This window comes from Nonomuraea sp. NPDC050404 (assembly GCF_040655495.1).
In the GTDB taxonomy this organism is placed as follows: domain Bacteria; phylum Actinomycetota; class Actinomycetes; order Streptosporangiales; family Streptosporangiaceae; genus Nonomuraea.
In genome coordinates this window covers 275,218-300,760 of sequence record NZ_JBFAKB010000001.1, presented here as the reverse complement: position 1 = coordinate 300,760, position 25,543 = coordinate 275,218, and the positions used below count along the sequence as shown (strand labels likewise).

The window sequence follows — 25,543 nt, the reverse complement described above, 5'->3', positions numbered from 1 at the left end:
GTGTGAACAACCGTGGACAATCGAACATCCGCCGCTACAGCTTGCGGACGATCCCGCACCACTGGTCGACCTCGATGGGCAGGGAGCCGTCGTACTCGGGCTCGGCACGCCACCGCGAGCACGAGACCCAGCCCGGCTCCACCACCTCGTAGCCGTCGAAGAATGCGGCGATCCGCTCGGGGCTGCGCAGCTTCAGCTTCGGCTGGGCGTCGAGGTTCCACACGCGTACCGCCTCGGCGGTGGTCTCGCCGTTGATCGCGGTGGTGGTGTTGGCCACCGCGACGTGGCTGCCCGCCGGCACGGCGGCCATCAACCGGTCGATGATGTGCTGCAACTCGTCGTCGTCACCGATGAAGTGCATGATGCCGAGCAACATGATCGCCACGGGCCGGGAGAAGTCCAGCGTCTTGGCCGCCTCGCGCAGGATGGACTCCGGGTCGCGCAGGTCGGCCTCGATGTAGGCGGTGGCGCCCTCCGGGGCACTGGTCAGCAGGGCGCGGGCGTGCACCAGGACCAGGGGATCGTTGTCGACGTACACGATCCGCGACTCGGGCGCCACCTGCTGCGCCACCTCATGGGTGTTGTCCTGGGTCGGCAACCCGGTGCCGATGTCGAGGAACTGCCGGATCCCGGCCTCGGCGGCCAGATATCGCACGGCCCGTCCCAGGAACAGCCGGTCGGCCCGCGCCAATTCGATGACGACCGGGAAAATCTCCTTCACCCGGTCTCCGACCTCCCGGTCGGCGGCGAAATTGTCCTTACCGCCCAGCCAGTAGTTCCAGACCCGCGCCGTGTGCGGAATCTGCGGACGGATCTTGTCCGGAACGGCGGATTCGTCGGCCATCATCAGTCCTTCATCAAATGACGCACAAGGGTTTCGCCGGTGGGCGCGAGTGGGCGGCAGGTCGCGGCGCGTGCAATTCAAGGCACCAACGTCACCTGACCAATGCGTGGCTGCATTTCGGGCAAGGATATCGCGAAAGATCATGCGAAGCGGCCGGTTGGGGACACTTCATCATCATCGGGAAATTTCCGGCCGGGCCGCCTGGAGGTAGGTGAGCACCGCCAGGACGCGCCGGTTGCCGTCCTGGGCCTGGAGGCCGAGCTTGGCGAAGATGTTGCCGATGTGCTTGACGACCGCGCCCTCGGTGACGTGCAGTCCGGCGGCGATGTGGGCGTTGCTCTCGCCGGCCGCCATCCGGCCCAGGACCTCGCGTTCGCGTTCGCTGAGGGTGTCGAGCGCGTGCGGGCGGCCGGAGGACATGAGATGCCCGACGACCTTGGGGTCGATGACGATGCCGCCGCCGGCGATGACGTCGAGGGAGTGCATGAAGTCGGTGACCCGGCCGACGCGGTCCTTGAGCAGGTAGCCGGCGCCGCCGCCGCGCGGCCCGTTCGCGGGTTCGGCGATCAGCTTGGCCGCGTAGGCGTCACCGAGGTACTGCGACAGCACCAGGATGCCGATGTCCGGGTGGCCGGCGCGGATCGCGAGTGCGGCCCGCAGGCCGTCGTCGAGGTTGCGCGGCGGCATCCGCACATCGGTGATCACGACGTCGGGGCGGTGCTCGGCGACGGCCTCCAGCAGTTCGTCGGCGTCCTCTGCCGCGTGTACGACCTGGTGGCCGAAGCGTTGCAGCAGGGCGGCCAGCCCTTCCCGCATCAGGGCGGCGTCCTCGGCGATCACTACACGCATGGTGCCATTGTGCGACATATGGCGATCAACGCGGGCGCGGGATGTCGGCGACGATCCTGGTGGGCCCACCCGGCGGGCTGTCGACGATCAGCTCGCCCGACAGCAGGGCGGCCCGCTCGTACATGCCGACCATCCCGGTGCCGCGCGCCGAGTTCGCGCCGCCGAGGCCGTCGTCGGACACCGTCAGCATGATCCTGGTGGCCGTCTGCGCCAGCTCGATGTGCAGGTGGTCCGGCGTCGCGTGCTTGATCGCGTTGGTGACCGCCTCGCTGGCGATGTAGTACAACGACGACTCCACCGGCAGGGGCAGCCGCCCGGCGCCCTCGACGTCGACCGTGGCCAGGATGGGCACGCGCCGGGCCAGCTCACGCAGGGCGGCGCCGAGGCCGTCGTCGATCAGCGTGCGTGGCCGCAGCCCATGCACGACGTCGCGCAGCGTGTCCAGCGCCAGCTCGTTCTCCCGCCTGACCGCCTCCAGCGACTCCAGCGCCGAGTCCTGCGCGGGACCGGGCGGGAACGACTCGCGCACCTCCAGTTCGAGCATGCCCAGGCGCATCGCGGAGGTGGCCAGGTGCTGCTGGGTGCCGTCGTGCAGGTCGCGCTCGATCCGCTGCCGCTCACCCTCGAACCGGTCCAGCTCGGCGATCTTCGCCCTGGCCAGCGAGGTCACCTGCGTCTGCAACTCCTCCACCCGGGGCGAGAGCAGCACCGTGGCCAGCGCCCCCTTCACGTACGCCAGCAGCGTCCCCACGTAGGGCGCGGCAATCAGGATCACCGCTCCCGACAGGACCAGCAACGCCGGGTCCGCGTGGTTGCGCCCCAGCGGCGCATCCACGCCCGCCATCAGGAACACCGCCATGAACCCCGCCACGACCAGGGCGGAGGCCACGACCAGGAGGACGAAGGAGAAGAGACCGATCAACATGTGCGCCAGCGCGAACGCGATCTCCCGCCACAACATCGGCTCCTGCAGACCGGGCAGCCCCCGGCGGCGGCCGGGGATCGGCCGGTATCCGGCCAGCCGCACCAGGCGGCGCTCGGCGATGGCGAGCGCGTGCGCCCAGTAGGGGATGGTGCCGATGAGCGCGAAGGCCAGCAACGTGGGAACCCAGAGCAGGCCGCCGATCGCGAGGTACGCCAGGGACATCCAGGGCCAGCGCGTGAACCAGAACCGGACGGGGGAGTCGCGCAGCGCGGTCAATGCCGCAGAGTGGTACATGTCCGAAGACGCTACGCACCGCGTGATCATCTGGCACTGCGGGCCCCCGGAGTCTTCCTGGTGGACTTTTGCCTACCCCGCCCCTCGACCCGCCCGTAGTGACCATGGCCTGGACCTGCTCGCGCGGCACCGGCCCGACGCCCTGGGCACGATGCCCCGCGACGAGGGCGCCCAGCTGCCGATCCCCGTACCCACCAGCTGACCGGCCCCCGGGGCTCAGCCCTCGTCCGCCGGCAGGGTGAAAAGGCGGACGTAGACGGGACGGGCGTCGGGCGGGGCCTCCTCGGCCCGGCGGCTGTAGCGCAGGAGCAGGGCGATGTACTCGTCGTAGAAGGAGCCGAGGTCCTCCTTGGTCATCCGGGCCAGCCCGCGCGAGCCCTTCGCCCAGCCGGGGTCGGCCCGGTAGGCGGCGGGGAAGCGCTCGAACAACACGCGGTCCTCCTCGTACCCGACCCGGTGGAACTCCTCCAGCACCGCCCGGTCCTCGGGAGCCACCTGGTCGGGGGTGGGCAGCCGGATGTCCCGGGGGATCTCGGCGCGGCGCCACCAGCGTTCGCGGCCCGAGGATCGCTCGGGGATCTCCTCGATGAAGCCGTACTTCTCCAGCTGGCGCAGGTGGTAGCTGGTCGTGCCGGTTTTGGCGCCGAGCAGTTCGCCGAGGGTGGTGGAGGTCGCGGGGCCGTGCACGTTGAGGTGGGTCAGCATACGGCGGCGCATCGGGTGGGCCAGTGCCTTGAGCCGGTCGGGGTCGTCGAGCACCAGCGGCCTCTCATCCTTCATGACGATCAGGCTAGTCCTCCAGAACGATATCTGCAGACAAACCTTTGCCGAGAGATCTCTGCAGACTAATCTCGGCAATATGGTGAGAATCCTGACGGCCATCACGGCCGTATTAATCCTGGTGGCGGGACCGGCCGCAGCCACCCCAACCGCCCCGCCCGCCCTGCCGGGCGACCTGACCGCCACGGAGGTGAGCTTCCGTGGCAACGGGAACCTGGAGATGCATGGCAGCGTGATCAGCCCCGCCGGAGCCAAGGCCGGGCGGGCGGGCGTCGTTCTGGTGCACGGCGCGGGCACCGGAACGCCGCGCGAGAAGTTGCTCCCCGAGGCCGTGGCCTTCGCCAGGCAGGGTATGTCCGTGCTGATCTACGACAAGCGGTCGGAGGGATATTCCCTGTTCAACCGATCGTACGCCCAGCTCGCCGACGACGCGCTGGGAGCCGTCGAGACGCTCCGGCGCCAGCCAGGGGTCGATCCCGGCAAGGTCGGCATCTGGGGCCTCAGCGAGGGAGGGTGGGTGGCGCCGATCGCCGCCTCCCGGACCACCGGCATCTCCTTCGTCATCGTCGTCGGCGCCAACGCCCTGCACCCGCTGCGGCAGCAGACGTGGGCGGTGGCGGCCGGGCTGCGCAAGGCAGGCGTGCGCGGGTCGCTGGTGGACCGCGCCGAGCCCACCCTGTACCGGGTGATCGCGGACGGCGGGATGCTCGCCGAGCCCTACTTCGACCCGGCGCCGGTCCTGGCCCGGGTGAAGCAGCCCGTGCTCGGCATCTGGGGCGACCACGACCTGCTCACCCCGCCCAGGGAGACGCCGCCGATCTTCGCCGAGGCCCTGGAGGCGGGCGGGAACCGCCGCTACACCTTCCGCTACTTCGCCGACGCCGACCACGCCGCCCACCGGACGCCGGACGGCGGGGTCACCCGGCTGCCCGAGCTCGCTCCCGGCTACGGGGAACTGGTCGGCGAATGGGTGGGCCAGGCGCTCTCCGGGCGCGCCCCCACGGCCCAGGTCTCGGGGCCCGCGCCGGTGCAGGCCGACGACTCCGTGGGAGTGCCGCCCACCGAGTGGTGGGAGTCGGCCGTGGCGCAGCTCGTGGCGCTGGTGTTGTTCCTGGTGGCGTTCGGCGGGTATCCCGTGGTGGCCCTGGTCCGGCGGGTCAGGCGCACCAGGGCCGAGGTGGCGCCGGTGAAGGCCGCCCGGCTGGTCAGCGCCGGTGGTCTCACGGTGTTGCTGGGCGGATTCGCGTACCTGTTCTACGTGGTCATGACGGGCGCGAAGCTGGCCACGCCCGGTCCCCTGCTGGCGGGCCGCCCGGTCGTCTGGCTGGCGCTCCAGCTCGTCGCGATCGCCACCGTCGTGGCCACCGTCGTCCTGGCCGTCACGGCGGGCCGGTGGCGGCGGGTCGTGGCCCGCGGCGAGAAGGTACGGCTCGGGCTCGTGGTCGCGGGTGGCGCGGTGTTCGTGCCGTGGGCGCTCTACTGGGGACTGCTCCTTGTCTGATGCCGGCCGCCCGCGTACACCTCGATCCGCCGCAACGACGGCAGGAGCAGCGGCAGCAGCATGGCGGTCGCCAGCAGGGCGCCGCCGGTGATCGTCACCGCCGCGGTGCCGAACGCCGCGGCGAGGGCCGGGGCGGACAGCTGGCCGACGGGGATCGACGCGAACGAGCCGAACTCGTCGTAGGCGCCGACCCGGGAGCTCAGCCGTTCGGGGACGTGGATGTTCCAGACCGTCGACCACACGACGGTGAAGCACTCGGCGGCGGCCCCGGCGGCGAACGCGGCCGCGGCCAGCCAGACGGCGTTCGCGCCGGTGCCGAGCAGGATCAGCGGGACGGCGGCCACGGTCATCGAGGACAGGGCGGGCACCATCGGCCGCCGCAACGTCAGCTTCACCATCACCACGGTGGCCAGCAGGGCCCCGACGCCGCGAGCGCTCAGCACCAGGCCCCAGCCCTCGGCGCCGATCGTGTCACGGGCGATCACCGGACCGAGGATCTGCCAGACGCCCATGTGGACGGCGTTGAAGACGGCGAAGGCCAGCGTCACCGACCAGATCCATGGGTGGGAGCTGAAGTAGCCCCAGCCCTGCCGCAACTCGCCGAGCATCGTCGGGCCACCCTTGGCGCGGGGCGGCGGATCGGGGAGCGAGACCCGGGCGAAGCAGAGGGCCGCCAGGAGGAAGGACACGGCGTCGGCGGCGATCGCCCAGCCGCCGCCGGCGGAGACGGTCAGCAGGCCGGCCACGGTCGGGCCGGCCATCAGGGTGATGTTCCTGGCGGAGGCCAGCAGGGAGTTGGCGTGCTGGATGCCGCGCCCGCTCGCCAGCTGCGGGACGATGCCGCGCATCGCCGGCTTGGTCAGCGCCTGGAAGATGCCGTTCAGGACGGCGAGCGGCAGCAGCAGCGCGGGGTGCTGGTGGGTGAGCAGGAGGATCGCCACGCCGGCCTGGCTGATGGCGGCGCCCAGACCGGCCAGGCGCAACACGGTGTCGCGGCGGTAACGATCGGCGATGCCCCCGCCGAGGATCATCGTCGCGACCATGGAGACCATCGCGGCGGTGATGACCGCGGACAACCAGACGGCGCTGTCGGTCAGCTCCAGTACGCCGAAGGCCAGCGCGACGGGCGCCATGGAACTGCCGGCCATCGAGATCGACCAGCCGGCGAAGAACCACCGGAAGGCGGGGGAGCGGAGCGGCTGCCCGGACGCGCGGCTGGTGCCGGACCCCGGCATCGCCGGTTCCGGCGCATCTGTTTCGGGCACAAGGGGCGACACTGCCAGCGCGTGCGCGATCCATCAAGCGATTTCCGGAGCGGGTGACCGCCGTCGGCGGCGACATTGAGATCACGAAGACGTATGACCGATTGTTCGCCGCGGTGCTGTCTTTTCGACGACCTGCCCGGTGCCCCCCGGATCAGGGGCACCGAGCTCTGCGAAAGCGGCTGATTCATGCAGGCGCTGCCTTTAGCAGTTGCCTGTGTTCACGTTGATAGTGATGGGATTGGACTGGGTCTCCGTGCCGTCCGAAGCCGTCAGTTGCGCGTGGTAGACCCCCGTCGGAAGTGGTGCCAGCTGTATGTGCACGAAGCCGTTTATCGTTGTCGCGCCGGTGTCGGGATTGGTGTAGTTGGAGCCGGGCGGAATCGGCGTGCCACCCATGCTGGTCGCGCCGGGGGGCAGGTTCCGCAGCGCGATCTGCACGGTTGTCGTCCACTTTCCGACGACCGCGGCGATGAAGTACGAGCCGGGGTGCCCGGCCGTCGAGCTGCAGATCTGCTGGTGGGAGTGGAGCAGTTCCCAGGTCGCCGCCGAGGCCGTTGTGGTGCCGGACAGTGCGAGCGCCAGAGCGGCTGTCGTGCCGAGTGCCAGCCTGGCGGCACGGTTGATCGTTTTCACGCGCCCTCCATGATGCTTGTACGCGGACGTTTGCTTACACGGCAATCATTGAGGATTAAACGATCTATGTAAAGTTTCGGCGCTCTGATGAAACTTTCACTTTCGAGAGCACAAACGGCGCAGTTTCGGCAAAACCGGTCGAATTGTCCGCAGGTGATATAACAGAACGATCTCGGCATGTTGCCCGCAGTCACGGCTTCGCTGGATTTCAGCGGGATGTGTCGGCTTTATGGCCGTATGTCCGGGTGCTTTTGTTAATCGAATTCTCATGATTCATGTACGGGCCCAGCAACGGACCCAGCGTGGACGCCATCAGCTGATCACCCGGTTGGATCACGCGCCGCGTGCCGTAGAACGGCACCCCCACCGTGCTGACATCGCCCGTGCTCTGTGACCTGACGACGATCTTCAACATGTCGTGGATGCCGTTGCGGCGCAGGAATATGTCGGCGAAGTCCCGCTCGGGGCCGGTCGCCCGCCGGCAGAGTTGCCCGAGGGTCGCCACACCGTGGCGGGTCAGGCGGGCGACCCCGTCGCGCGAGGCGAACGGATCGCGCGAGCGCCAGCGCTCGGCGTACTCCTCCACGAAGTCCGGCCGGAACGTGGTGAGGTAGCGCTCCTCGCCCTCGTTCCCCGGTGTCAGATATGCGGGGTTCTCGGCCACGAAGGCGCCGATCCATCCGAGATGGACGGCCAGCGACTCGGCCAGGACCGGGTAGAGCGCCCCCTGCCGGGCCGAGGCCACCTGCTCCAGCACCTTGATGAGCTTTCGGTATTCCAGCTGTTCCACGGATCCGCCATCGCACTCGTTCATGCATCCGAAGGCAGCCGGTCCGGTGAGCTGCCTCTTTCTCAGGATTGCGCAACGGGCGGCCGATCACCCATCACTTGGCCAAGGAACCCGCTCCGAAGTGCCATGTGCCGGGACGCGCCCCGGCTCACCGGCCGCTGATGGGCCCTCGGCCGGGCATGAGCTGGGCAGATACGGCGGCTGTCCGGCAATGTCCCCGTAAAGTCAGTTTTGAGCGGTCAAAGCCCGCTTTGACCGCATGTTCCGGGCAAGGAACTCGCATGGGGATATTGGGTAACTGCGTTAGGTATGTATGATCGCAGGCGAAGTGGAGGGGAGTACTCCTTCGCGGCCGCGTCGTCATCACGGACCCGCCCCCGGGGCCCGGCGCGGTCGGTCCGCGTGAGTGCGGGCGGAGAAGACCTCCGACAGACGTCTCTACGCCAAGTCGGAGGAGCATCATGCCCCCACCCTTGTCTGTGCCCGCCTGGCTGTGGGCGGTCACCATCGCCGCCCTGCTCGGACTCATCCTCGTCGATCTGATCGTCGTCAACAGGCGGCCTCACAAGGTCACGGTCGCCGAGTCGGCGCGATGGATCGCCGTCTACATCGGCTGCGCCGTCGCTTTCGGCGCGGGAGTGTGGATCTTCGGCGGCCCCGACGAGGCGGCCTCCTACATCACGGGATACATCACCGAGTACACGCTGAGCGTGGACAACCTGTTCATCTTCATGCTCATCATGGCGAACTTCGCCGTTCCCGCGATTCACCAGCACCGCGTGCTGCTCATCGGGATCATGATGGCGCTGGTCATGCGCGGGATCTTCATCGGCGTGGGCGCGCAGGCCGTACAACGGTTCAGCTGGATCTTCTGGATCTTCGGCGGCATCCTCATCTACACCGCGTGGAAGTTCGCCTTCAACAACAACGACGACGACGAGTACGACCCCAACGGCGGCGTCGTACGGCTGGTCCGCAAGCTGTTCCCGGTCACCGACGGCTACCACGACGCACGGCTGACCATCAAGCAGGACGGCCGTCGCATGCTGACGCCGATGTTCATCGTCATCATCGCCATCGGCGGCGCGGACCTGGTCTTCGCGGTCGACTCCATCCCCGCGATCTTCGGCATCACCCAGGACGCCTATCTGGTCTTCGCGGCCAACGCGTTCGCGCTGATGGGTCTGAGACAGCTGTACTTCCTGCTCGGCGGGCTGGTGGACAAACTCGTCTACCTCTCCTACGGCCTGGCGGTCATCCTCGGCTTCATCGGCGTGAAACTCGTGCTGCACGCCCTGCACGAGAACGAGTTGCCGTTCATCAACGGCGGCGAGCACGTCACCTGGGTCCCCGAGATCAACAACTGGGTCTCGCTGGCCATCATCGTCTCCGTGCTCGCCGTCACGACGGTGGCGAGCCTGCTCAAGTCCAGGCGCGACGAACGGCGGGCGGCCGCCGTGCCGCCCGCGCCCGAACCCCTGTCCGAGCCCGCCGACCAGGCGCGCAACTGACGCAACTGATCGAGGGGCGGGCTCACCAACGACGCTGGGCCCGCCCCTGACCCGCCCTGCGCGGCGGGCCGCGCGCCCGGCCCGGACCGATCTTCGGTCCAGGCCGGGCGGCGGTGCTACGGCCCTCAGGCGGTGCTCACGCCCCTTCGGCGGTGTTCACGGCCATTCGGAGCGAGCGGGCGGTGGTGTTCACAGCCGTTCGGTGGTGTTCACGGCCGTTCGGTGGTGTTCACGGCCGTTTCGGACCGAGCGGGCGCGAGAGGCGCAGTGCGCCGCAGGCGGCGCACGACCTGAGCGAGGCCGGCCGCGACGAATGCCGCCGCCACCAGCGAGGCGCTGACCCACAGCGGCGAGCGGTAGCCGAACCCGGCGGCGATCGTGAGCCCGCCGATGGCGGGGCCGACGGCCGCCCCCACGTTGAACGCCACGGTCGCGTAGGAGCCGCCCAGCGAGGGCGCCTGCGCCGCCGCGTACAGCACCCGGGTGATCAGCGTCGAGCCGACGGCGAACGAGAGCGTCCCCTGGACGAAGGCGAGCACCAGCGCGGCCGCCGGGCTCTGGGCCGTCACCGCGAAGAGCGCCCACCCGGCGAGCAGGGCGATCCCGCCCGGGACCAGCACCCACATCGGCCGCGAGTCGGACAGCCGGCCGCTGATCGTCACACCGGCGAACGATCCGAGGCCGAACAGCGCCAGCAGCACCGGCACCCAGCCCTCGGCGAACCCGCTGACGCCGACGGCCAGCGGCGCCAGGTAGGTGAAGGCGCAGAACGTGGCGCCGTTCACCAGCGCGCCCAGCAGCAGCGCCACCAGCAGGCGCGGCCGGCGCAGCGCCCGCAACTCACGCCGGGCGCTGGGCAGGGTCCCGTCACCCTCCGGCCGCGCTGGCTCGGGGACGAGGTACAGGACGGCGAAGACGGCCGGCAGCGAGATCAGGGCGACTGCCCAGAACGCCGCGCGCCAGCCGAGCGCCTGCCCGAGCACGGCGCCGGCGGGCACCCCGGCGACGCACGCGAGCGTGATGCCGCCCAGCAGGATCGAGGTGGCCCGACCCTTGGCGTCCGGCGCGACCATGGCGGTCGCCGTGGCGATTCCCACGGCGAGGAACCCGGCGGTGGCCAGCGCCCCGAGCACCCGGGTCGCCAGGAGCACGGAGAAGCTGGGGGTGAGCGCGCCGACGACGTGCACGAGCACGAACGCCACCAGGAAGACGAGCAGTGCAGGGCGGCGTCGCCGGCGCATGCCGGCGATCGCCATCAGCGGGGCTCCGACGATCATTCCCACGGCGAAGGCCGACGTCAGCGCGCCGGCGGCCGAGACCGACACGCCGAGTTCCTGGGCGATGTCCGGGAGCAGCCCGGACAGCATGAACTCGGACGTTCCCTGGGCGAACACCGCCAGTCCGAGGATGTAAATGGCAAAGGGCATGAGCAGTTGACTCCGTAAGAGCGCGCGAAGAACACGGCGCACCGTTCACGGCTCGCATGGCGAGGCCGCACGGAAGCTCACCGTGTGCAGGGGAATCCGGGTTGACCGGGAAGAATGTGTCCGTACGACGGCGGACCGGCGGCAGGGGTGCCCAGAAGGCGCGGCCTCAGCGAGAACGCTGCCGCGCGACACCACGAGTAGCCACCGGGCGACCGGTGGCTAGCGTCTTGACGCCTCAGGGCTGGACATAGCCCCACACCCTAGCGAGCCCGCCGGCACCCGTCCATTCCATTACGCGCCCCGACCGCCGGCAACATCGCCTGCGCGCCTCCGCAGGTCTTGTGGCGGGGAATGCTGGAACGTTCCAGACACGGCACCTGGCAGCCCGCCTCCGCCGCCACGCGGGCCGCCGAGGCTCCCCGCCGGGCCGGCGCCGACGACCACGACATCCCAGACGTTCACCGCTCAAGGTGCAGGACGAGGCCGCTGCTCCTGCTGAGCCAGCTGTCGGGGTCGCCGGACAGCGCGGAGCAGACGACCTTGCTGTGGTTGGTGGTGATGGTGACCGTGACCCGCTTGACGTGCCAATCGTCGTCGGTGCCGATGGGGTGATCAGCGGCGCGAGCGGTTCCACATGACCAGTCCGGCGATGAACGACCCGAGCAGGAGCGGTGACAGGACCGCCAGGGCGCCCCACGCGAAGAGGCCGAGATAGCCCAGTGCGGACGAACTGTACGTCGGGTCGGCGTCGGCGGCCGCGAACAACCCCAGGCCGAGGGCGACCCCGGCCACCGTGAGCACGATCGGCGTCCACAGGAGCACGCGGGCCCACACGCGGTAGGTCCGGCTGTGGGCGCGCCCGGCCGGGTGCACGTTCGGCTGCGGGGGATAGCCGACGGATTCGTTCATGCCGCATTTGTATCAGTATGTGTGACCCATATCGCCAAGGCGGTGGCCAGCCTGGTGCTACGGTTAGCTCTCCTATAAGCACATAAGGGGACGTATGTTCGGCATTGTCCGCCCGTGTCAGCACGTCCTGTGCAAAGGGCTCTACGCGGACTGGATGGGCCACCTGTGCGGGCTCTGCCTGGCGCTCCGCGACGAGCACGGGCACCTGTCCCGTCTCGTGACCAACTATGACGGCCTGCTCGTGTCCGTGCTCACCGAGGCCCAGACGACCGCGCGCACGTCGCGCCGGAGGGCCGGTCCGTGCGCGCTGCGCGGCTTCAAGGGCGCCGACGTGGTGGAGTCCGAGGGGGTGCGGCTGGCGGCGTCGGTGTCGCTGCTCCTGGCGGCCGGCAAGATCAACGACCACGTGGCGGACGGGGACGGCGTGTACGCCCGCCGCCCGGTGGCCGCCGGCGCCACCCGCCTGGCGGGCCGCTGGTCCTCGGCGGGCACGGCGATGGCCGGCACGCTGGCATTCGACCCGGCCCCGCTGACGGCGGCGGCCGGCCGCCAGGCAGTCCTGGAACGCGCCAGCCGCCAGGCGGGCCTGGAACGCGGCGGCGGCCAGGCCACCCCGGAACGCGTCGGCCAGGCCCTTCTGGAACGCGATCCCGCGCCCCTGATGAGCGGCCCGACGCTACGGGAGCTGACGGGGCCTGCCGAGGACGCCGTGGCCGCCGCGTTCGGGCACACGGCGGTGCTCGCGGGCAGGCCGCACAACCGGGAGGCGCTGGAGGTGGCCGGTCGTGGGTTCGGGAGGCTGGCGCACCTGATCGACGCGGTGGAGGACCTGGCCGATGACCGGGCGTCCGGGGCGTACAACCCGCTGGCGGCCACCGGCACCGGCCTGGAGGAGGCGCGCCGCCACTGCGACGCCGCCCACGCCGACCTGCGCGCCGCCGTGGGCGAACTGGACCTGGCCCGCCCCGCCCTGACCCGCGCCCTGCTGGTACGCGAGACCGGCAACGCCATCTCCCGAGCCTTCGCCACCGCCTCCCTGAGCACAGCCTCCCGAGCCTCTGCCGGAACGCACCACGACACCGGCCACTCGCCCGGCTACCCGCCCGGCCATCCTCCTGGCCACGCGCCCGGTCATCCGCCCGGCGGTCCCAGCGCGCCGCCGCCGCCGGGACAACGGCCGCCGAAGCGGGACCCAGGCGGGCTGCTGTCGATGGCGTGCGCCGCGCTGTCCTGCTGCACGTGCGGCCTGTACCGGCCCGCCTGGGACGAGGACCACGAGAGCTCCTGCTGCCAGCGCTTCGACTGCTCCGGCTACGAGGGCTGCGGCAACTGCGGCAACTGCGGCAACTGCTGCAACTGCTGCTCATGCGAGGACGGTTGCTGCTGCGAGGGCTGCGACTGCGGTTGCAACTGCTGAGCGCGCCTACCGGCCGGGGGTCACGCCTTGGGCCATTCCGTCCCGCTGCGGATCCGCGCCGCCCCGCAGTTCACCGTCGAAACCGGTGATGGCGTGCACACCGGCGAAGGCGTAACTCAAGGGGGAGCGCCGCACCTCGTAGCCGTCCTTTTCGAGCTCCCGCTGGACGCTGCGCGGAACCCGGTTCGACACGTCGATGGCGTTGCTCGTGGCCACGATCCGGGGGGCGCTGACCGCTTCCTGCGCCTCCATTCCCCAGTCGATGATGTTCGAGATCACCTGTGCGACCGCGGGACCGATCCACGAGGCTCCCGGCGCGCCCAGAGTGGCGAACGGCTGTCCCTGTGACATCAGCAGCGTGGGGCTCATCGAGGAGTACCGCCGCTTTCCCGGCGCGATCGAGTTCGGCTTTCCGGGCCGCGGGTCGAAGGTGCTCATTCCGCCGTTCATCATGAATCCCGTTCCCGCCGGAATGAAGCCGGAAGGATTTCCCAGCGTGTGGGTGAACGACACCATCACGCCCTGCGGATCCACGGTCGAGACATGGGTGGTGTGCGGGGACTCATGGGCGCCGATGCGATCGATGGCCACCCGCTGACCCGACTGGATCGCGGCAGCGGTCCGCCGGGCGTAGTCGGGGCTGAGCAGTTCGCCGCTCACGTCCGCGGTGAAGTCGGGGTCGCCGACCAGGTTCTCCTTGTCGCGCAGGGCCACCTTCATGGCCTCCGCCAGAACGGCGATGTGCGCGGCGGAGTTGTGCTGAAGCTCCGCGATGTCGAAATGCTCGAGAATGGACAGGATCTGCGCGACGAGCGTGCCCCCACCGGGCGCGGCGGGCGCGGAAACGCAGATTCCCCGGTATTCCGCCCGCAGCGGCGTGGTGCTCCGGCCCGCGAAGTCCCGCAGATCATCCGGGCTCAGAATGCCCCCGTTCCGCTGAATGTCATCGGCGATCCGGGCGGCCAGCGCGCCGGTGTAGAAACCCTCACCGCCATCGTCTGCGAGGCTCTCCAGCGTGTTCGCCAGATCCGGATTGCGGATCCACTCGCCGATTCTCTTGTACGAGCCGTCGTCGTGCAGATATATGCGCCTGCCGTCCGGCGTCAGGCCGAGCTTGTCGCCATAGTTCATCCGCCCGTACTTGCGCTCGTCCTGAATGAAGACCGTGTACGTGTGCGGCCGTACGAGCCACCCCGACCGCGCGATCTCAATGGCGGGTGCGAAGAGTTCGGCCCAGGGGAGCGTGCCGAATCTCCGATGGCTGTCGATGAGAATGCGCAGCGTCCCCGGAGTCTGCACCGACAGCGCACCGGCCTCGTTGGCGAAATCCTCCACGATGAATCCGAACCCGTCAGTGGTCTCACCCAGGATCTTGTCCCGCCACATCGCCTCGTGCGCCGCCGAGGGACAGGTGCCCATCCCCTCGAAGACCACGGGGCTCCCCGTCACGGGATCGTGCACCTGCATGATGCCGAAACCGCCGATGCCGCACATGAGCGGATCGACGACGCCCTGCACCAGCGCGGTGCAGATGGCGGCATCCACCGCGTTCCCCCCGCGGCGCAACACTTCGGCTCCCGCCTCGACCGCTTCGGGCTGCGGCGCCACCACCATGCCGGTGTGTTCGGGAAGGCGACGCTCGGGCTTCTTCATGCTTGTACATCCTTGTCCGTCGGTTTCGCTGTCAACGCAGCACGAATCCAGGCGTCATGTCGTCATCGGGATCGACCACGAACCGGTGCTCTCCCGTACGGAAGGCACGTCCGGTCACCACCGGCATCACCGCGTCGCGGCCGGCGGCCCGTACGGTCGCCGCGACCCGGGCCGTCCACCGCGCCCCGGAGATCGACGTGTGCCGCAGCACCCGGCCCGGCCCGAGCCCGCCGGTCGCGTGCAGCGCCGCGACCCGCGCGGCGGTGCCGGAACCGCAGGGGGAACGGTCCACCTGGCCGTCGGCGAAGACGGTGACGTTGCGCTGGTGCGGGTTGCCCTGCTCATCCGGGCCGAGGTCGTCGAAGAAGATGACGCCGTAGATGCCGCTGAGCCGGGGGTCCAGCGGGTGCGCGGCGTACGGGCGCGGGTTGAGCCAGCCCTTGATCTCGCGGCTGAGCTCGATGAGGGCGGGCAGTGAGGGCACGTCCACGGCGAGGCCGAACGCCGAGGCGGGCACCTGGGCATAGATCGCCCCGCCGAAGCCGATCACACAGCGGGCCTGCCCGCGCGAGGTCGGCACAGCGACCTCGTCGTGCAGCAGGTAGCTGGCGACGCTGACGAACTCGACGGCGGTGACCCGTTCCCCGGAGGTCGAGACCCGGGCGGTCACCCGGCCGGAAGGCACGTCGATCACGACGTCCGTGACCCCGGAGGGATCGGCGGGGACCAGGCCGGTCTGCACGGCCCACGTCCCCAGGGCCACCGTGCCGTGCCCGCAGGCCGTGGAGAAGCCGTCCTTGTGCCAGAACAGCACGCCGAAGTGGGCGTCCTCGTCGTCGGGGGCGACGACGAAGCCGCCGTACATGTCGGCGTGCCCGCGCGGCTCCCAGCACAACAACCGGCGCAACCCGTCCGCCCGCGGGTCGCTGATCGCGGTGACGCGCTTGTCGGCGACGGTGTCGCCACCGATCTCGGGTACGTCGGTGACGATGCGGAACGGCTCGCCACCCGCGTGGTAATCGACGGTGGCGATCTCAGGAGTGCTCATGGTGGTTCCGATCCCGCACGCCTACTCGAAGAGGGAGGGGTCGCCCGTCCCCCGGCGGAGGATCTCGGGCTCGTCCTGCGAGAAGTCCACCACGGTCGTCGGCGTGGCGCCGCACTCGCCCGAGTCGATGACGGCGTCCACCACGTGGTCGAGCCGCTCCTTGATCTCCCAGCCCTGCGTCGGGGGTTCGCTCTCACCGGGCAGCAGCAGGGTCGTGGACAGGAGCGGCTCGCCGAGCTCGGCCAGCAGCGCCTGGGTCACGACGTGATCGGGGATCCGCACGCCGACCGTCTTCTTCCTGGGGTGCAGCAACCGTCGCGGCACCTCCTTGGTCGCGGGCAGGATGAACGTGTAACCGCCCGGAGTCGCCGCCTTGACCTGCCGGAACAGCGCATTGCTCAGATGGACGAGCTGGCCGAACTGGGCGAAGTCCCTGCAGATCAGGGTGAAGTGATGGTCGCTGTCGAGGCTGCGGATCTCCCTGATCCGGTCGATGCCCTCCTTGTTGCCCACCCGGCAGCCCAGCGCGTAACACGAGTCCGTCGGGTAGGCGATCAGCCCGTCCGAGCGCAAAATCTCGACCACCTGACCGATCAGGCGGGGCTGGGGATTGTCGGGATGCAGGTCGAAGTACTTGGCCACACCTTGGATCTTAGGAGCCGAGACCGCCTCGCATGACCGGCGGGTCGGCGTGTAAACGTGTCAGCGCGTCAGCGACCGGCCTCCTCGCAGCGGACCGTGACCACCGCGAACCACGCGGGCGACCCCGAGTTCTGCCAGCTCACCGACTCGAACACGGCGCACGAGGCGAACCCGTGCGCCAGCGCGCTCTGCCTGGCGGCCGTCTCGGCGTTGGCGAGCGCGGTGCCCTCGTCCAGGCCCTTGCCCATCCCGCTGAACAGCGCGGCGCTCTGCACGGACGCGCTGGCGGCGGAGGCGGGCAGCGCGACCGCCGCGACGACGCCGGTACAGGCCAGCGCCGCCCCCGCCAGCGCGGCCAGCAGCTTCTTGGTCGGGTACGTCATGAGATCTCCCGGATTTCGATCGATGCGCCTACACCCGGGAGGCGTGCCACCGCGTTCCACACCGTTCCATGGGCGCAATTCAGGACGGGAACCAGCCTGAATAGGACCTAGCGTGCGCTGCATGAGCCACGACATCACACCCTTCCACCTCGACATCCCGCAGTCCGAGCTGGACGACCTCAACCAGCGGCTGCGATCGGCCCGCTGGCCGGACGAGTTGCCCGGCGTGGGCTGGGACTACGGCGTCGCCGCCGGCTACCTGGGCGAACTGGCCACGTACTGGCGGGACGGCTATGACTGGCGGGCGCACGAACGCCGCCACAACACCTTCCCGCAGTTCACCACGGAGATCGACGGGCAGCACGTGTACTTCCTGCACGCCCGCTCACCACGCCAGGACGCCACGCCCCTGATCCTGCTGCACGGCTGGCCCAGCACCGTCGCCGACTTCCTCGACCTGGTCGGCCCGCTGACCGACCCGGGAGCGCACGGAAACGGCGACGCGCCCGCCTTCCACGTCGTGATCCCCGCGCTGCCCGGGTTCGGCCTCTCCGGGCCGACCAGGGAACGGGGCTGGGGCATCACGCGGATCGCCGGGGCCTGGGCCGAGCTGATGAGCAGGTTCGGGTACGGGCGCTACCTGGTGCAGGGCGGCGACTTCGGCGGCCTGATCGCGCCGGAAATGGCCAGAATCGCGCCGGGCAACGTCATCGGCGTGCACGTCAACGCCCTGGTGACCGCGGCCGACTGGAGCAGCGGCGACCCCGCGGCGGGGCTCGGCGAGCAGGCGGCGGAGCAGCTGCGCGCCGCCGACGAGGAGTGGCAGGAACGTTCGGGCTACGCCACCATCCAGTCCACCAGGCCGCAGACCCTCGCCTACGCCCTGACCGACTCCCCGCTCGGCCTGCTCGCCTGGAACCTGGAGTGGTTCGTCGACTACGACCCGGCCCGCACGCAGCAGACCGCCATCGACCGGGACGCGATCCTCACGAACGTGACGATCTACTGGCTCACCCGGACGGCGGGTTCGTCGGCCAGGCTCTACAAGGAGGCCGGAGACGCCTTCTACGGCGGCGAGCGGTCCGGCGTGCCCACCGCGGTGGCGGTCTTCCCCGGTGACGGCACGATCCGCGCGCTCGCCGAGAAGAGCCACGACATCGTACGGTGGACCACGTACGACCGCGGCGGCCACTTCGCCTCCCTGCAAGCCCCCGACCTGCTGCTGGATGACATCCGCGCGTTCCGCCGCCAGCTCCCCGCCGTCTAGGAACCCTCAGCCGCGGCCCTGCCAGGCGCTCACACACACCTCGTTGCCTTCGGGATCGGCCAGAACCCAGAACGCGGGGGCCCGCGCCTCAGAAACGAGCCGCCCGCCCGCACCCGGGCGAACCCCTCGTCATGCGGCACGGCGGCGCGAGGGTCAATCCGCTCGCCTGGCGCAGCGTACGGCAAGCTGAGTGCATGTTGCGGATCGACCTGCCGGACGTGGCCGCCCTGGAGCGGGGCGTGACCGTGCTCGGCTCCGGAGGCGGCGGTGACAGCCGGACCGCGGCCACCCTGCTGCGGCGGCGGCTGGCCGACGGCCTCGACGTCGGCGTGCGCCCGCTCGCCGGACTGCCGCCGGACGCACGCGTCGTGCCGGTGGGCGTGGTCGGCGCGACCGCCGTCTTTGCCGAGAAACTGCCCGGCGGCCAGGAGGTGGCCGCGGCCGTGGAGGCCATCCAGCGCTGGACGGGCGAGCGGGCCGACGCGCTCATCTCCATCGAGATCGGCGGGCTGAACGGGGTCCTGCCGCTGGTCGCCGCCTGCGACTTCGGTCTGTGCGCCGTGGACGCCGACCTGTCGGGGCGCGGGCTGCCGCGGCTGAACCAGCTCTCCCTGGCCGCCGCAGGCCGTGTGCTCACGCCCGCCGCGCTGGCCGAGCCGAGCGGGCAGGTGCTCGTGCAGGGCACCGGTTCGCCCGCCGACCTGGAGCGGACCGCCCGTACGTTCCTGCTCAGCGCGGGCGGCTGGGCGGCGCTGGCCCTCGCGCCGGTCACGGCGCGCGAGCTGGCCGCCTGCTGCGTGATCGGCTCGGTGTCCGGCGCGGTACGGCTGGGGCGGCGGCTGCTCGACCTGGGCGAGTCCCCGGACCCCGACCGGCTGGCCGCGGCCGCTGGAGGGCGGGTGTTGTCCGTGGGGCGGGTGGTCGAGGTGACCCGGCGGCCCGGTCCCGAGCTGCACGGCCGGCCGGGGTTCGCGCGGGGCAGCGTGACGCTGGCCGGGCATGTGGCGGGTGAGCTGTTGCGGCTGGAGATGGAGAACGAATACCTGCTCGCCCTGCGGGACGGGCTGGTGGTGGCGTCCACGCCCGATGTGATCGCGGTGCTGGATCGCCGGACCGGGGTGCCGATCGCGGGGGACACCGTGCGGGTGGGGATGGAGGTCGTGGTGCTGCAGGTGGCGATCGCGGCGTTCTGGACCGATCCGCGCAGACTCGCCGTCCTCGCGCCCCGCGCCTACGGCCTGGACTCCGACCCGGTGCTGCTGGAGCCGGACCACGCGGCCCCTGGCCTCACGAAGCCGGGGGCGGGCGCGTTGCCGGAGGTGGGCGGGTTGCCGGGGGTGGGGCGATGACGAGTGTGCGCAGGCTGCTGGCGCTTCCCGAGTGGAGCGGCGAGGTGCGGGTGCTCGCGGGCGCGGCCGGGCTCGACGCGCCGGTGTACGCGGTCCGCCCGCTCGCCGACCCCGGTGCGGGCCATCCCGTCGCCGCCGGTGAGCTGGTCATAGTCACCCGGCCGCCGGAGCCCGCGGACTGGCGCGTGGATGCGCTGCTGCGCAGGGTGGTGGACGCGGGCGGCGCGGGCGTGCTCGTGCCCTCGGGTGCGCCGGACCGATCGGCTTCGCCTGCCTCCCCGGGGGTGCCGGGCCGATCGGGTTCGCTCGCGTCCTCGGGTGTGCCGGGCCGGTCGGGTTCGGCCGCTTCCCCGGGGGTGTCGCGGGCGACGTTGTTGCTGGCTGACCGGCTTGGGTTGCCGTTGCTCGGCGCCGCAGGCGGTGACCCGCTGGACCTGGTCGTCACGGCCCGCATGTTGCTGGCCGAGCCTGAGATCGACCGCGCGCGGCTCGTGCTGGCCGCCCACCAGGCGTTCGACGACCGTACCCGCACGCCAGAAGATGTCATGAGCAGACTCGGCGACCTGCTCGGCGTGCCGGTGGCGCTGCTGGACGACCGGGGGCAGCCGCTGGCCGGAGAGACGGGCGCGGGCGGCGCGGTGCGGGTGGATGAGTTCGTACCGCAGCGGGTCGGGCTGGCCGACGGGGTGCTCCTGGCTCGTCCCGCGCGCCTGCCGCAGTCGGCGCGGCCGACGTTCTGGCTGGTGGCGGAGCTGCGCGGGACGGCGGCCGAGCGGGCCGAGATCGTGCCGCCCGCCCTGGCCGTGGCGGCGGCCGCGGTGCAGCGGTGGCTGCTCACCCAGCGCCTGGAGCTGGAACGCGACGCGCGGGCCCGCACCGCGCTGCTGGGCGACCTGCTGCGGCTGGACGGCGAGCCCTCTGCGCAGCTGCGCAGGCGGGTCGCCGACGCCGGATGGCAGCTCGGCGGCTGGCACGTCGGCCTGCGCATCGGCCTGCGTACCGGCGCCGTGGCCACGCTCGACCTCGTGCCCCACACCGCCGAGATCTCCCGCGCGCTGGGTGCGGAGGGCATCGAGGCCGTGGTCGTGGAGCACGGCGACGGCTGGACGGGGTGGACCACGTTCGCCCAGGAGCCCACCCCGGCGCGGGTGCGCACTCTCGCGGCCCGGCTGCGCGCCGCCCACCGCAGGCTGCGCGGCTCGATCGCCGACCACATGGGCGTCGGCCGGCCGCACCCCTGGCCCGAAGGGCTGGCCGGCACGGTGGCGGAGGCCACGGACGCGGCCAGGCTCGCCGCTACGCGGCCGGAGGCGGGCTTCTTCCTGCAGGTGGACCAGCTCGGCATGGCACAGCTCCTGCTGGAGTGGACCAGGACCGACACCTTCGAGCCCGCCGCCCGCGCGCTGCTGGCGCCTCTGCGCGACCAGCCGGGAGACCTCGTCCATACGCTGTCGGCGTACCTGGACGCGGAGTCGTCGATCGCGGAGACCGCCGCGGTGCTCGGAGTGCACCGCAACACCGTGGCGGCGCGCGTCGATCGGGTGGAACGGCTGCTGGGCGTGGACCTCGGCCACCGCGACGAGCGCCTGGCCCTGCACCTGGCCTGCCGCACGGTCAGCCTGCCGGGCCGCTGACCACTGGCCCAGCCGCTAACCCAGCCGCGCCACCCCGTCCAGGAGCCGGTCCACGTCGGAGCGGTCGTTGTAGTGGACCAGGCCCGCGCGCACCGCGCCGCCCGAGTCCCGGATGCCGAGCGTGCCGGTCAGCTCCCAGGCGTAGTTGTGCCCGTTCCACACGTTGACGCCCAGCTTGGCCAGCCGCTCGGCCACCTGGCGCGGGGCATGCCCGGCCACGTTGAAGTAGGCGGTGGCGGTGCGCCTGGCCGGTTTGCCGTACACGGTGACGTGCGGCATTCCCTCCAGCCCCGCCAGCAGCACCCCGAACAGCGCCAGCTCGTGCTCCTCGGCGGCGGCCATCGAGGTGAGCAGGCGCTCGCGGCGGTTGCCGGTGCCCGGCACCATGGCGGCCAGGTGGTCCACGGCCGCGGTCACCCCGTCGAGGTCGGCGAAGGCCGCAGTGCCCGTCTCGAACCGCTCGGGCACCGTGCCGGGCGAGGAGGCCAGCTTGTCCGGCTGGATGTCCTCCAGCAGCGCAGGGTCGGCGACCACCGCGCCGATGTGCGGTCCCGACCACTTGTACGCGCTCGTGGCGTAGAAGTCGGCGCCCAGCGTGCGCATGTCCACGGGGCCGTGCGGGGTGGCGTGCACGCCGTCCACGTACATCAGCGCACCCGCCCGGTGCGCCAGCTCGGCGATGGCGGGCACGTCGGGACGGGTGCCGAGCACGTTGCTCGCCGCCGTGACCGCGACCACCCTGGTGCGCTCGTTGATCAGGCCGGCGTACTGCTCGACCGGCAGCTCGCCGGTGACCGGGTCCACCTCGGCCCAGCGGACGGTGGCGCCCGTCTGCGTCCAGGGGCGCACGTTGGCGTCGTGGTCCAGCCGGGAGAGCACCACCTCGTCGCCTGGGCCGGTCAGGGCCCTGGACAGGCGGTAGGTGAGGGTGGTCATGTTCGGGCCGAGGATCACGCCGTCCGGATGCCCGCCGACCAGGTCGGCCACGGCGGCGCGGCAGGCCGCCACGATGGCGTCGGAGCGGTGGCTGGCGGGGAAGGCGCCGCCGACGTTGCCGATCCCCGTCCGGTAGGCGGTGGCGATGGCGTCGATCACAGGCCGGGGGGTCTGCGTGCCGGCCGCGCCGTCGAGGTAGGCGTGTCCGTCGGCAAGAGCTGGGTACGTGGCTCGTACCTCTTTAATGGGGAAAGGCATGATATGTAGATGCTCAGCCTTCGCGACCTCAACCGTGCCACCCTGGCCCGCCAGCACCTTCTCTCCCGTCACCAGGGCGACGCGGCCGACATCGTGCACCGGCTGGCCGGGTTGCAGGCGCAGGAGCCGCGGCCGCCGTACCTCGGGGTGCACGCGCGGCTGGACGGGTTCGAGCGCGATGACCTGCACGCCGCGCTGCACGCGCGCACGCTGGTCAGGGCCACCCTGTGGCGGGCCACGCTGCACCTGGTCACGGCCGCGGACTTCGCGGCCTTCCGGCCGGTCGTGGCCCCCGTGCTGGCCTCGGCGGCGCGCCGGTTCGACGGGATCGACTTCGACGCCGTCGTGGCCGCCGCCGACCGGCTGCTGGCGGAGGGGCCCATGACGTTCAACGAACTGCGGCCGAGGCTGATGGAGGAGTTCCCCGGAGCGTACGACAGGGCGCTCGGGTACGCCGTGCGCATGCTCACCCCGCTCGTCGTCGAGCCGACGCAGGACCGGTGGAGCTTCCCGCGCGAGCCGGTGTTCGGGCCGCCCGGCATCGAGCCCGCGCCGGTGGACGTGCCCGCGCTGGTCGAGCGGTACCTGGCCGCGTTCGGCCCGGCCACCCCCGCCGACGTGCAGACCTGGTCGGGTCTTGGCGGGATCGGGAAGGTGATGGCGGGCATGGACCTGGAGCGGGTGACGGGCCCCGCCGGGCGCGAGCTGTTCGACCTGCCGGGCGCGCCGCGGCCGGGCGGGGACGTGCCCGCGCCCGTACGCTTCCTGCCCGACTTCGACACGCTGATCCTCGGCCACGCCGACAGGACCCGGGTGCTGGCCGAGGAGCACAAGAGCCGGGTGACCACCAGGAACCTGCGGGTGCGGGCCGTCTACCTGGTGGACGGGTTCGCGGCGGGCACGTGGCAGATCAAGCGCTCGGGCAAGAAGGCCAGGCTGCTGGTCAGCCCGTTCGGCAAGCCCGATCTGGCTCCGCTGGAGGAGGAGGGACTGCGGCTGCTGGCCTTCGCCGAACCGGACGCCACCGCCCTGACCCTTGAAGCGGCGGATCCGGTCTGATTGGTTTCGGTAGGGATGGGTTTCGGAGGTGAGACGATGCCACAGTTGACCGCTCTGGACGCGCAGTTCCTGCATTTCGAGACCGCCACGAACATCGCCAACATCGCGGGACTGGCCGTGCTGGAAGGCGACCTCAACCGGGCCGACCTGCAGGCCCTGCTCGAACGCAAGCTGCCGTACGTGCCCGCGCTGCGGCGCAGGCTGGCACCCGTGCCGCTGGGGCTCGACCATCCGTACTGGATGCAGGAGGACGATCTCGACCTCGACTACCACGTACGCGAGATCGGGCTGCCGCCGCCCGGCGACGACCGGCAGCTCGCCGACCAGGTCTCCCGCCTGCACGCCCGCAGGCTCGACCGGGGCCGCCCGCTGTGGGAGATCTACCTGATCCACGGGCTGGCCGGCGGCCGGATGGGCCTCTACACGAAGATCCACCACGCGGCCGTGGACGGGATCGGCGGCGCCGACGTGCTGGCCGCGCTGCTCGACCTCGCGCCCGAGCCCGCGCCGCCGCCCCAAGCGCCGCCCGAGCGGGACGCGGCCCCGCCGGGACCTGTCGGCATGCTGGCGCGCGGGCTGGTCCGGCTGGCGGGCAACCCGGCACACGTCGTACGCTTCGCCGCCCGCGCCATCCCGCACCTGGACGAGATCCCCGTCGTGTCCTGGATCCCGGGCACCACGTTCGTCTCCGGCGTGGCCAGGCGGCTGGCCGGCAGCGGCCGGGCGCCGGATCTGCCCGCGCTGCCCGCGCCGAAGACGCCGTTCAGCGGCCCGCTGTCGGGGCATCGGCGCTTCGCGTTCGTGTCGTTGCCGCTGGAGGAGATCAAGCAGGTGCGCAAGACGCACGGGGTCACGGTCAACGACGTCGTCATGGCCGTGTGCGCGGGCGCGCTGCGCAGGTGGCTGGAGGCGCACGGGGGAGTGCCGCGCCAGCCGCTGGTGGCGGGGGTGCCGTTCTCGTTGCGGGCCGCGGGCGAGGAGGGTCCGGGCAACCAGGTGACGATCATGACGGCGCCGCTGGCCGTGCACGTGGCCGACCCCGTCGCGCGGCTGCACGCGGTGCGGCACGCCATGCACCGGATCAAGGACAGGTTCTCGCTGGCGCCCGCGCGGTGGTTGCGCGAGTTCAGCGAGTCGATGCCGGCCGCGCTCATGGGCCTGGCCTCGCGCTCGGCGTTCGCGCTGGTCGGACAGTCCGCGCCGCCGATCAACGTGATCATCTCGAACGTGCCGGGCCCTCAGTTCCCCCTGTACGTGTGCGGCGCGCGGCTGCTGTCGCACTATCCCGTCTCGGTCATCACCGAGGTGAGCGGCGGGGTGAACATGACGGCCTTCTCCTACGACGGCTCGCTGGACATCGGCATCGTCACCGACCGGCAGATGGTGCCGGACGCGTGGGAGCTGGCCGGAGACCTGCGGGCGGCCCTGGAGGAACTACGCAACGCTGACGTAAACGTGCCGCAATGATCCCCTCCACCTCTCCGTCCGGCGGAATTGTCGGCGGCATGTGGGACTTTAAGGAATGGAGCGGTCAGGGGAGGGGGTATGTGCCGATGGACGGTTCGAGGAGGTCGAAGATCTGACGCGCGATCTGGGTGAGCGCGGCGGCGATGGCGTCGTCGTCCGGGGGGTCGCCGGCCAGCATGCGGGCCTGCAGTTCGCGGAACAGGAGCCGGTCTGCCGCACCGAGCTGCGCCGCCACGGCACGCGCCGCCACCGGGTCCGCCGGCGCCTCCGCCGCGAGCTGGCGGGCGAGCGCCTCCTCGCGCTGGTCGTGCAGGTCACGCAGGCGGGCGACCAGGGTCGGGCTGGCGGCGATCATCCGGGCGAAGTCCCGTCCGGTGAAGCCGATGACCGGATCCCGCCGCTCCAGCGCCGTCATGTACTCCCGGCGCACCGCGCCCAGCGCCGGCTCCCCGGCCGGGCGCCGCGCGACCGCCCGCGCCAGGCCCTGCGCGAACTCCTCGTGGTGGTCGAGCGCCAGGTCCTCCTTACGCGGGAAGTAGTTGGTCACGGTCATCTTGGCCACCCGGGAGGCGGCGGCGATGTCGGCGATCGTCGTGTGGTCGAAGCCCCGTTCCAGGAACAGTTGGGTAGCGTGGTCAGAGATGGCCTGCCTGGTCTCTCGCTTCTTCTGTTCCCTCAATCCCAAGGTGTCGGTGCTCATGG

25 protein-coding genes and 1 pseudogene are annotated in these 25,543 nt (G+C 71.2%); 10 read left to right on the top strand and 16 right to left on the bottom strand.

Annotated features, from left to right (window positions below):
- Nucleotides 1-34: 34 nt before the first annotated feature.
- The 3 genes from AB0I81_RS01405 to AB0I81_RS01395 all read right to left on the bottom strand — a co-directional run bounded on the left by AB0I81_RS01405 (nt 35) and on the right by AB0I81_RS01395 (nt 2,912).
- Complete coding sequence (locus AB0I81_RS01405; protein ID WP_360647973.1) at nt 35-847, bottom strand: SAM-dependent methyltransferase; 813 nt, start codon at nt 845-847, stop codon at nt 35-37.
- A gap of 171 nt (nt 848-1,018) precedes the next feature.
- Complete coding sequence (locus AB0I81_RS01400; protein ID WP_360647970.1) at nt 1,019-1,693, bottom strand: response regulator transcription factor; 675 nt, start codon at nt 1,691-1,693, stop codon at nt 1,019-1,021.
- Between the two features lie 25 nt (nt 1,694-1,718).
- Entirely contained in the window at nt 1,719-2,912 is a 1,194-nt protein-coding gene (locus AB0I81_RS01395; protein WP_360647967.1) for a sensor histidine kinase, read from the bottom strand.
- Here AB0I81_RS01395 and AB0I81_RS01390 point away from each other — a divergent pair.
- Nucleotides 2,911-3,114: a hypothetical protein gene (locus AB0I81_RS01390; RefSeq protein ID WP_360647964.1), complete on the top strand. Its 204-nt coding sequence runs from the start codon at nt 2,911-2,913 to the stop codon at nt 3,112-3,114. The genes AB0I81_RS01395 and AB0I81_RS01390 overlap by 2 nt on opposite strands.
- A 14-nt stretch (nt 3,115-3,128) precedes the next feature.
- On the opposite strand, the gene AB0I81_RS01385 is transcribed toward AB0I81_RS01390, so the two are convergent.
- The gene (locus AB0I81_RS01385) at nt 3,129-3,692 is read right to left on the bottom strand and encodes a helix-turn-helix domain-containing protein (RefSeq protein ID WP_360647961.1); all 564 of its coding nucleotides are present in this window, start codon (nt 3,690-3,692) and stop codon (nt 3,129-3,131) included.
- 121 nt (nt 3,693-3,813) lie between these two features.
- Here AB0I81_RS01385 and AB0I81_RS01380 point away from each other — a divergent pair, with 121 nt between their 5' ends.
- The gene (locus AB0I81_RS01380) at nt 3,814-5,193 is read left to right on the top strand and encodes a prolyl oligopeptidase family serine peptidase (protein WP_360647958.1); all 1,380 of its coding nucleotides are present in this window, start codon (nt 3,814-3,816) and stop codon (nt 5,191-5,193) included.
- Here the strand turns inward: AB0I81_RS01380 and AB0I81_RS01375 are convergent.
- The 3 genes from AB0I81_RS01375 to AB0I81_RS01365 all read right to left on the bottom strand — a co-directional run bounded on the left by AB0I81_RS01375 (nt 5,169) and on the right by AB0I81_RS01365 (nt 7,881).
- Nucleotides 5,169-6,458: an MFS transporter gene (locus tag AB0I81_RS01375; RefSeq protein WP_360647955.1), complete on the bottom strand. Its 1,290-nt coding sequence runs from the start codon at nt 6,456-6,458 to the stop codon at nt 5,169-5,171. The two genes, AB0I81_RS01380 and AB0I81_RS01375, sit on opposite strands and share 25 nt — an antisense overlap.
- Nucleotides 6,459-6,659: 201 nt before the next feature.
- Entirely contained in the window at nt 6,660-7,091 is a 432-nt protein-coding gene (locus AB0I81_RS01370) for a DUF5980 family protein (RefSeq protein WP_360647952.1), read from the bottom strand.
- A gap of 208 nt (nt 7,092-7,299) precedes the next feature.
- Nucleotides 7,300-7,881: a hypothetical protein gene (locus AB0I81_RS01365; RefSeq protein WP_360647949.1), complete on the bottom strand. Its 582-nt coding sequence runs from the start codon at nt 7,879-7,881 to the stop codon at nt 7,300-7,302.
- 461 nt (nt 7,882-8,342) lie between these two features.
- Between AB0I81_RS01365 and AB0I81_RS01360 the strand changes: the two genes are divergently transcribed.
- Nucleotides 8,343-9,392, top strand: coding sequence for a TerC family protein (locus tag AB0I81_RS01360; protein WP_360647945.1), 1,050 nt, complete (start codon nt 8,343-8,345; stop codon nt 9,390-9,392).
- Nucleotides 9,393-9,601: 209 nt separating this feature from the next.
- On the opposite strand, the gene AB0I81_RS01355 is transcribed toward AB0I81_RS01360, so the two are convergent.
- The gene (locus AB0I81_RS01355) at nt 9,602-10,819 is read right to left on the bottom strand and encodes a Cmx/CmrA family chloramphenicol efflux MFS transporter (protein WP_360647942.1); all 1,218 of its coding nucleotides are present in this window, start codon (nt 10,817-10,819) and stop codon (nt 9,602-9,604) included.
- A gap of 351 nt (nt 10,820-11,170) precedes the next feature.
- Between AB0I81_RS01355 and AB0I81_RS01350 the strand changes: the two genes are divergently transcribed.
- A complete protein-coding gene (locus AB0I81_RS01350) occupies nt 11,171-11,431 on the top strand; it encodes a hypothetical protein (protein WP_360647939.1) in 261 nt (86 codons plus the stop codon).
- On the opposite strand, the gene AB0I81_RS01345 is transcribed toward AB0I81_RS01350, so the two are convergent.
- Nucleotides 11,432-11,728, bottom strand: coding sequence for a hypothetical protein (locus AB0I81_RS01345; protein ID WP_360647936.1), 297 nt, complete (start codon nt 11,726-11,728; stop codon nt 11,432-11,434).
- Nucleotides 11,729-11,822: 94 nt separating this feature from the next.
- Here AB0I81_RS01345 and AB0I81_RS01340 point away from each other — a divergent pair, with 94 nt between their 5' ends.
- Nucleotides 11,823-13,145: a DUF5685 family protein gene (locus AB0I81_RS01340; protein ID WP_360647933.1), complete on the top strand. Its 1,323-nt coding sequence runs from the start codon at nt 11,823-11,825 to the stop codon at nt 13,143-13,145.
- 6 nt (nt 13,146-13,151) lie between these two features.
- Here AB0I81_RS01340 and AB0I81_RS01335 read toward each other — a convergent pair whose 3' ends face one another.
- From AB0I81_RS01335 to AB0I81_RS01320, 4 genes are all read right to left on the bottom strand, one after another.
- Nucleotides 13,152-14,798: a gamma-glutamyltransferase family protein gene (locus tag AB0I81_RS01335; protein WP_360647930.1), complete on the bottom strand. Its 1,647-nt coding sequence runs from the start codon at nt 14,796-14,798 to the stop codon at nt 13,152-13,154.
- Between the two features lie 31 nt (nt 14,799-14,829).
- Entirely contained in the window at nt 14,830-15,846 is a 1,017-nt protein-coding gene (locus AB0I81_RS01330; protein ID WP_360647927.1) for a proline racemase family protein, read from the bottom strand.
- A 21-nt stretch (nt 15,847-15,867) separates the two neighbouring features.
- Nucleotides 15,868-16,488 carry an L-threonylcarbamoyladenylate synthase gene (locus AB0I81_RS01325; RefSeq protein WP_360647924.1) on the bottom strand — a complete coding sequence of 207 codons (621 nt, stop codon included), beginning with the start codon at nt 16,486-16,488 and terminating at the stop codon, nt 15,868-15,870.
- A 68-nt stretch (nt 16,489-16,556) separates the two neighbouring features.
- On the bottom strand, nt 16,557-16,871 hold the full coding sequence (locus AB0I81_RS01320) for a hypothetical protein (protein WP_360647921.1): 315 nt from the start codon (nt 16,869-16,871) through the stop codon (nt 16,557-16,559).
- Nucleotides 16,872-16,992: 121 nt separating this feature from the next.
- On the opposite strand from AB0I81_RS01320, the gene AB0I81_RS01315 reads away from it, so the two are divergent.
- Entirely contained in the window at nt 16,993-18,138 is a 1,146-nt protein-coding gene (locus AB0I81_RS01315) for an epoxide hydrolase family protein (protein WP_360647918.1), read from the top strand.
- Nucleotides 18,139-18,144: 6 nt separating this feature from the next.
- On the opposite strand, the pseudogene AB0I81_RS01310 reads toward AB0I81_RS01315, so the two are convergent.
- A pseudogene (locus AB0I81_RS01310) lies at nt 18,145-18,237 on the bottom strand (4a-hydroxytetrahydrobiopterin dehydratase); the annotation flags it as partial.
- A 95-nt stretch (nt 18,238-18,332) separates the two neighbouring features.
- On the opposite strand from AB0I81_RS01310, the gene AB0I81_RS01305 reads away from it, so the two are divergent.
- Both AB0I81_RS01305 and AB0I81_RS01300 read left to right on the top strand, forming a co-directional pair.
- Nucleotides 18,333-19,487, top strand: a complete 1,155-nt coding sequence (locus tag AB0I81_RS01305; RefSeq protein WP_360647915.1) for a DUF917 domain-containing protein — start codon at nt 18,333-18,335, stop codon at nt 19,485-19,487.
- Nucleotides 19,484-21,121, top strand: a complete 1,638-nt coding sequence (locus AB0I81_RS01300; RefSeq protein WP_360647912.1) for a helix-turn-helix domain-containing protein — start codon at nt 19,484-19,486, stop codon at nt 21,119-21,121. Before AB0I81_RS01305 ends, AB0I81_RS01300 begins: the two co-directional genes overlap by 4 nt.
- A 15-nt stretch (nt 21,122-21,136) precedes the next feature.
- On the opposite strand, the gene AB0I81_RS01295 is transcribed toward AB0I81_RS01300, so the two are convergent.
- Complete coding sequence (locus AB0I81_RS01295) at nt 21,137-22,315, bottom strand: cysteine desulfurase-like protein (RefSeq protein ID WP_360647909.1); 1,179 nt, start codon at nt 22,313-22,315, stop codon at nt 21,137-21,139.
- A gap of 9 nt (nt 22,316-22,324) precedes the next feature.
- Between AB0I81_RS01295 and AB0I81_RS01290 the strand changes: the two genes are divergently transcribed.
- A complete protein-coding gene (locus tag AB0I81_RS01290) occupies nt 22,325-23,374 on the top strand; it encodes a winged helix DNA-binding domain-containing protein (protein WP_360647906.1) in 1,050 nt (349 codons plus the stop codon).
- 36 nt (nt 23,375-23,410) lie between these two features.
- A complete protein-coding gene (locus tag AB0I81_RS01285) occupies nt 23,411-24,841 on the top strand; it encodes a wax ester/triacylglycerol synthase family O-acyltransferase (protein WP_360647903.1) in 1,431 nt (476 codons plus the stop codon).
- Between the two features lie 64 nt (nt 24,842-24,905).
- Here the strand turns inward: AB0I81_RS01285 and AB0I81_RS01280 are convergent, their stop codons facing one another.
- On the bottom strand, nt 24,906-25,541 hold the full coding sequence (locus tag AB0I81_RS01280) for a TetR family transcriptional regulator (protein WP_360647900.1): 636 nt from the start codon (nt 25,539-25,541) through the stop codon (nt 24,906-24,908).
- Nucleotides 25,542-25,543 lie beyond the last annotated feature (2 nt).

Coding starts and splice junctions, on each gene's coding strand:
- AB0I81_RS01300 (WP_360647912.1), top strand. CDS start 19,484: ATGACGAGTGTGCGCAGGCTGCTGGCGCTTCCCGAGTGGAGCGGCGAG.
- AB0I81_RS01405 (WP_360647973.1), bottom strand. CDS start 847: ATGATGGCCGACGAATCCGCCGTTCCGGACAAGATCCGTCCGCAGATT.
- AB0I81_RS01285 (WP_360647903.1), top strand. CDS start 23,411: ATGCCACAGTTGACCGCTCTGGACGCGCAGTTCCTGCATTTCGAGACC.
- AB0I81_RS01280 (WP_360647900.1), bottom strand. CDS start 25,541: ATGAGCACCGACACCTTGGGATTGAGGGAACAGAAGAAGCGAGAGACC.
- AB0I81_RS01390 (WP_360647964.1), top strand. CDS start 2,911: ATGTCCGAAGACGCTACGCACCGCGTGATCATCTGGCACTGCGGGCCC.
- AB0I81_RS01345 (WP_360647936.1), bottom strand. CDS start 11,728: ATGAACGAATCCGTCGGCTATCCCCCGCAGCCGAACGTGCACCCGGCC.
- AB0I81_RS01355 (WP_360647942.1), bottom strand. CDS start 10,819: ATGCCCTTTGCCATTTACATCCTCGGACTGGCGGTGTTCGCCCAGGGA.
- AB0I81_RS01305 (WP_360647915.1), top strand. CDS start 18,333: ATGTTGCGGATCGACCTGCCGGACGTGGCCGCCCTGGAGCGGGGCGTG.
- AB0I81_RS01320 (WP_360647921.1), bottom strand. CDS start 16,871: ATGACGTACCCGACCAAGAAGCTGCTGGCCGCGCTGGCGGGGGCGGCG.
- AB0I81_RS01400 (WP_360647970.1), bottom strand. CDS start 1,693: ATGCGTGTAGTGATCGCCGAGGACGCCGCCCTGATGCGGGAAGGGCTG.
- AB0I81_RS01335 (WP_360647930.1), bottom strand. CDS start 14,798: ATGAAGAAGCCCGAGCGTCGCCTTCCCGAACACACCGGCATGGTGGTG.
- AB0I81_RS01395 (WP_360647967.1), bottom strand. CDS start 2,912: ATGTACCACTCTGCGGCATTGACCGCGCTGCGCGACTCCCCCGTCCGG.
- AB0I81_RS01330 (WP_360647927.1), bottom strand. CDS start 15,846: ATGAGCACTCCTGAGATCGCCACCGTCGATTACCACGCGGGTGGCGAG.
- AB0I81_RS01350 (WP_360647939.1), top strand. CDS start 11,171: ATGCTGGAACGTTCCAGACACGGCACCTGGCAGCCCGCCTCCGCCGCC.
- AB0I81_RS01315 (WP_360647918.1), top strand. CDS start 16,993: ATGAGCCACGACATCACACCCTTCCACCTCGACATCCCGCAGTCCGAG.
- AB0I81_RS01340 (WP_360647933.1), top strand. CDS start 11,823: ATGTTCGGCATTGTCCGCCCGTGTCAGCACGTCCTGTGCAAAGGGCTC.
- AB0I81_RS01360 (WP_360647945.1), top strand. CDS start 8,343: ATGCCCCCACCCTTGTCTGTGCCCGCCTGGCTGTGGGCGGTCACCATC.
- AB0I81_RS01385 (WP_360647961.1), bottom strand. CDS start 3,692: ATGAAGGATGAGAGGCCGCTGGTGCTCGACGACCCCGACCGGCTCAAG.
- AB0I81_RS01295 (WP_360647909.1), bottom strand. CDS start 22,315: ATGCCTTTCCCCATTAAAGAGGTACGAGCCACGTACCCAGCTCTTGCC.
- AB0I81_RS01290 (WP_360647906.1), top strand. CDS start 22,325: ATGCTCAGCCTTCGCGACCTCAACCGTGCCACCCTGGCCCGCCAGCAC.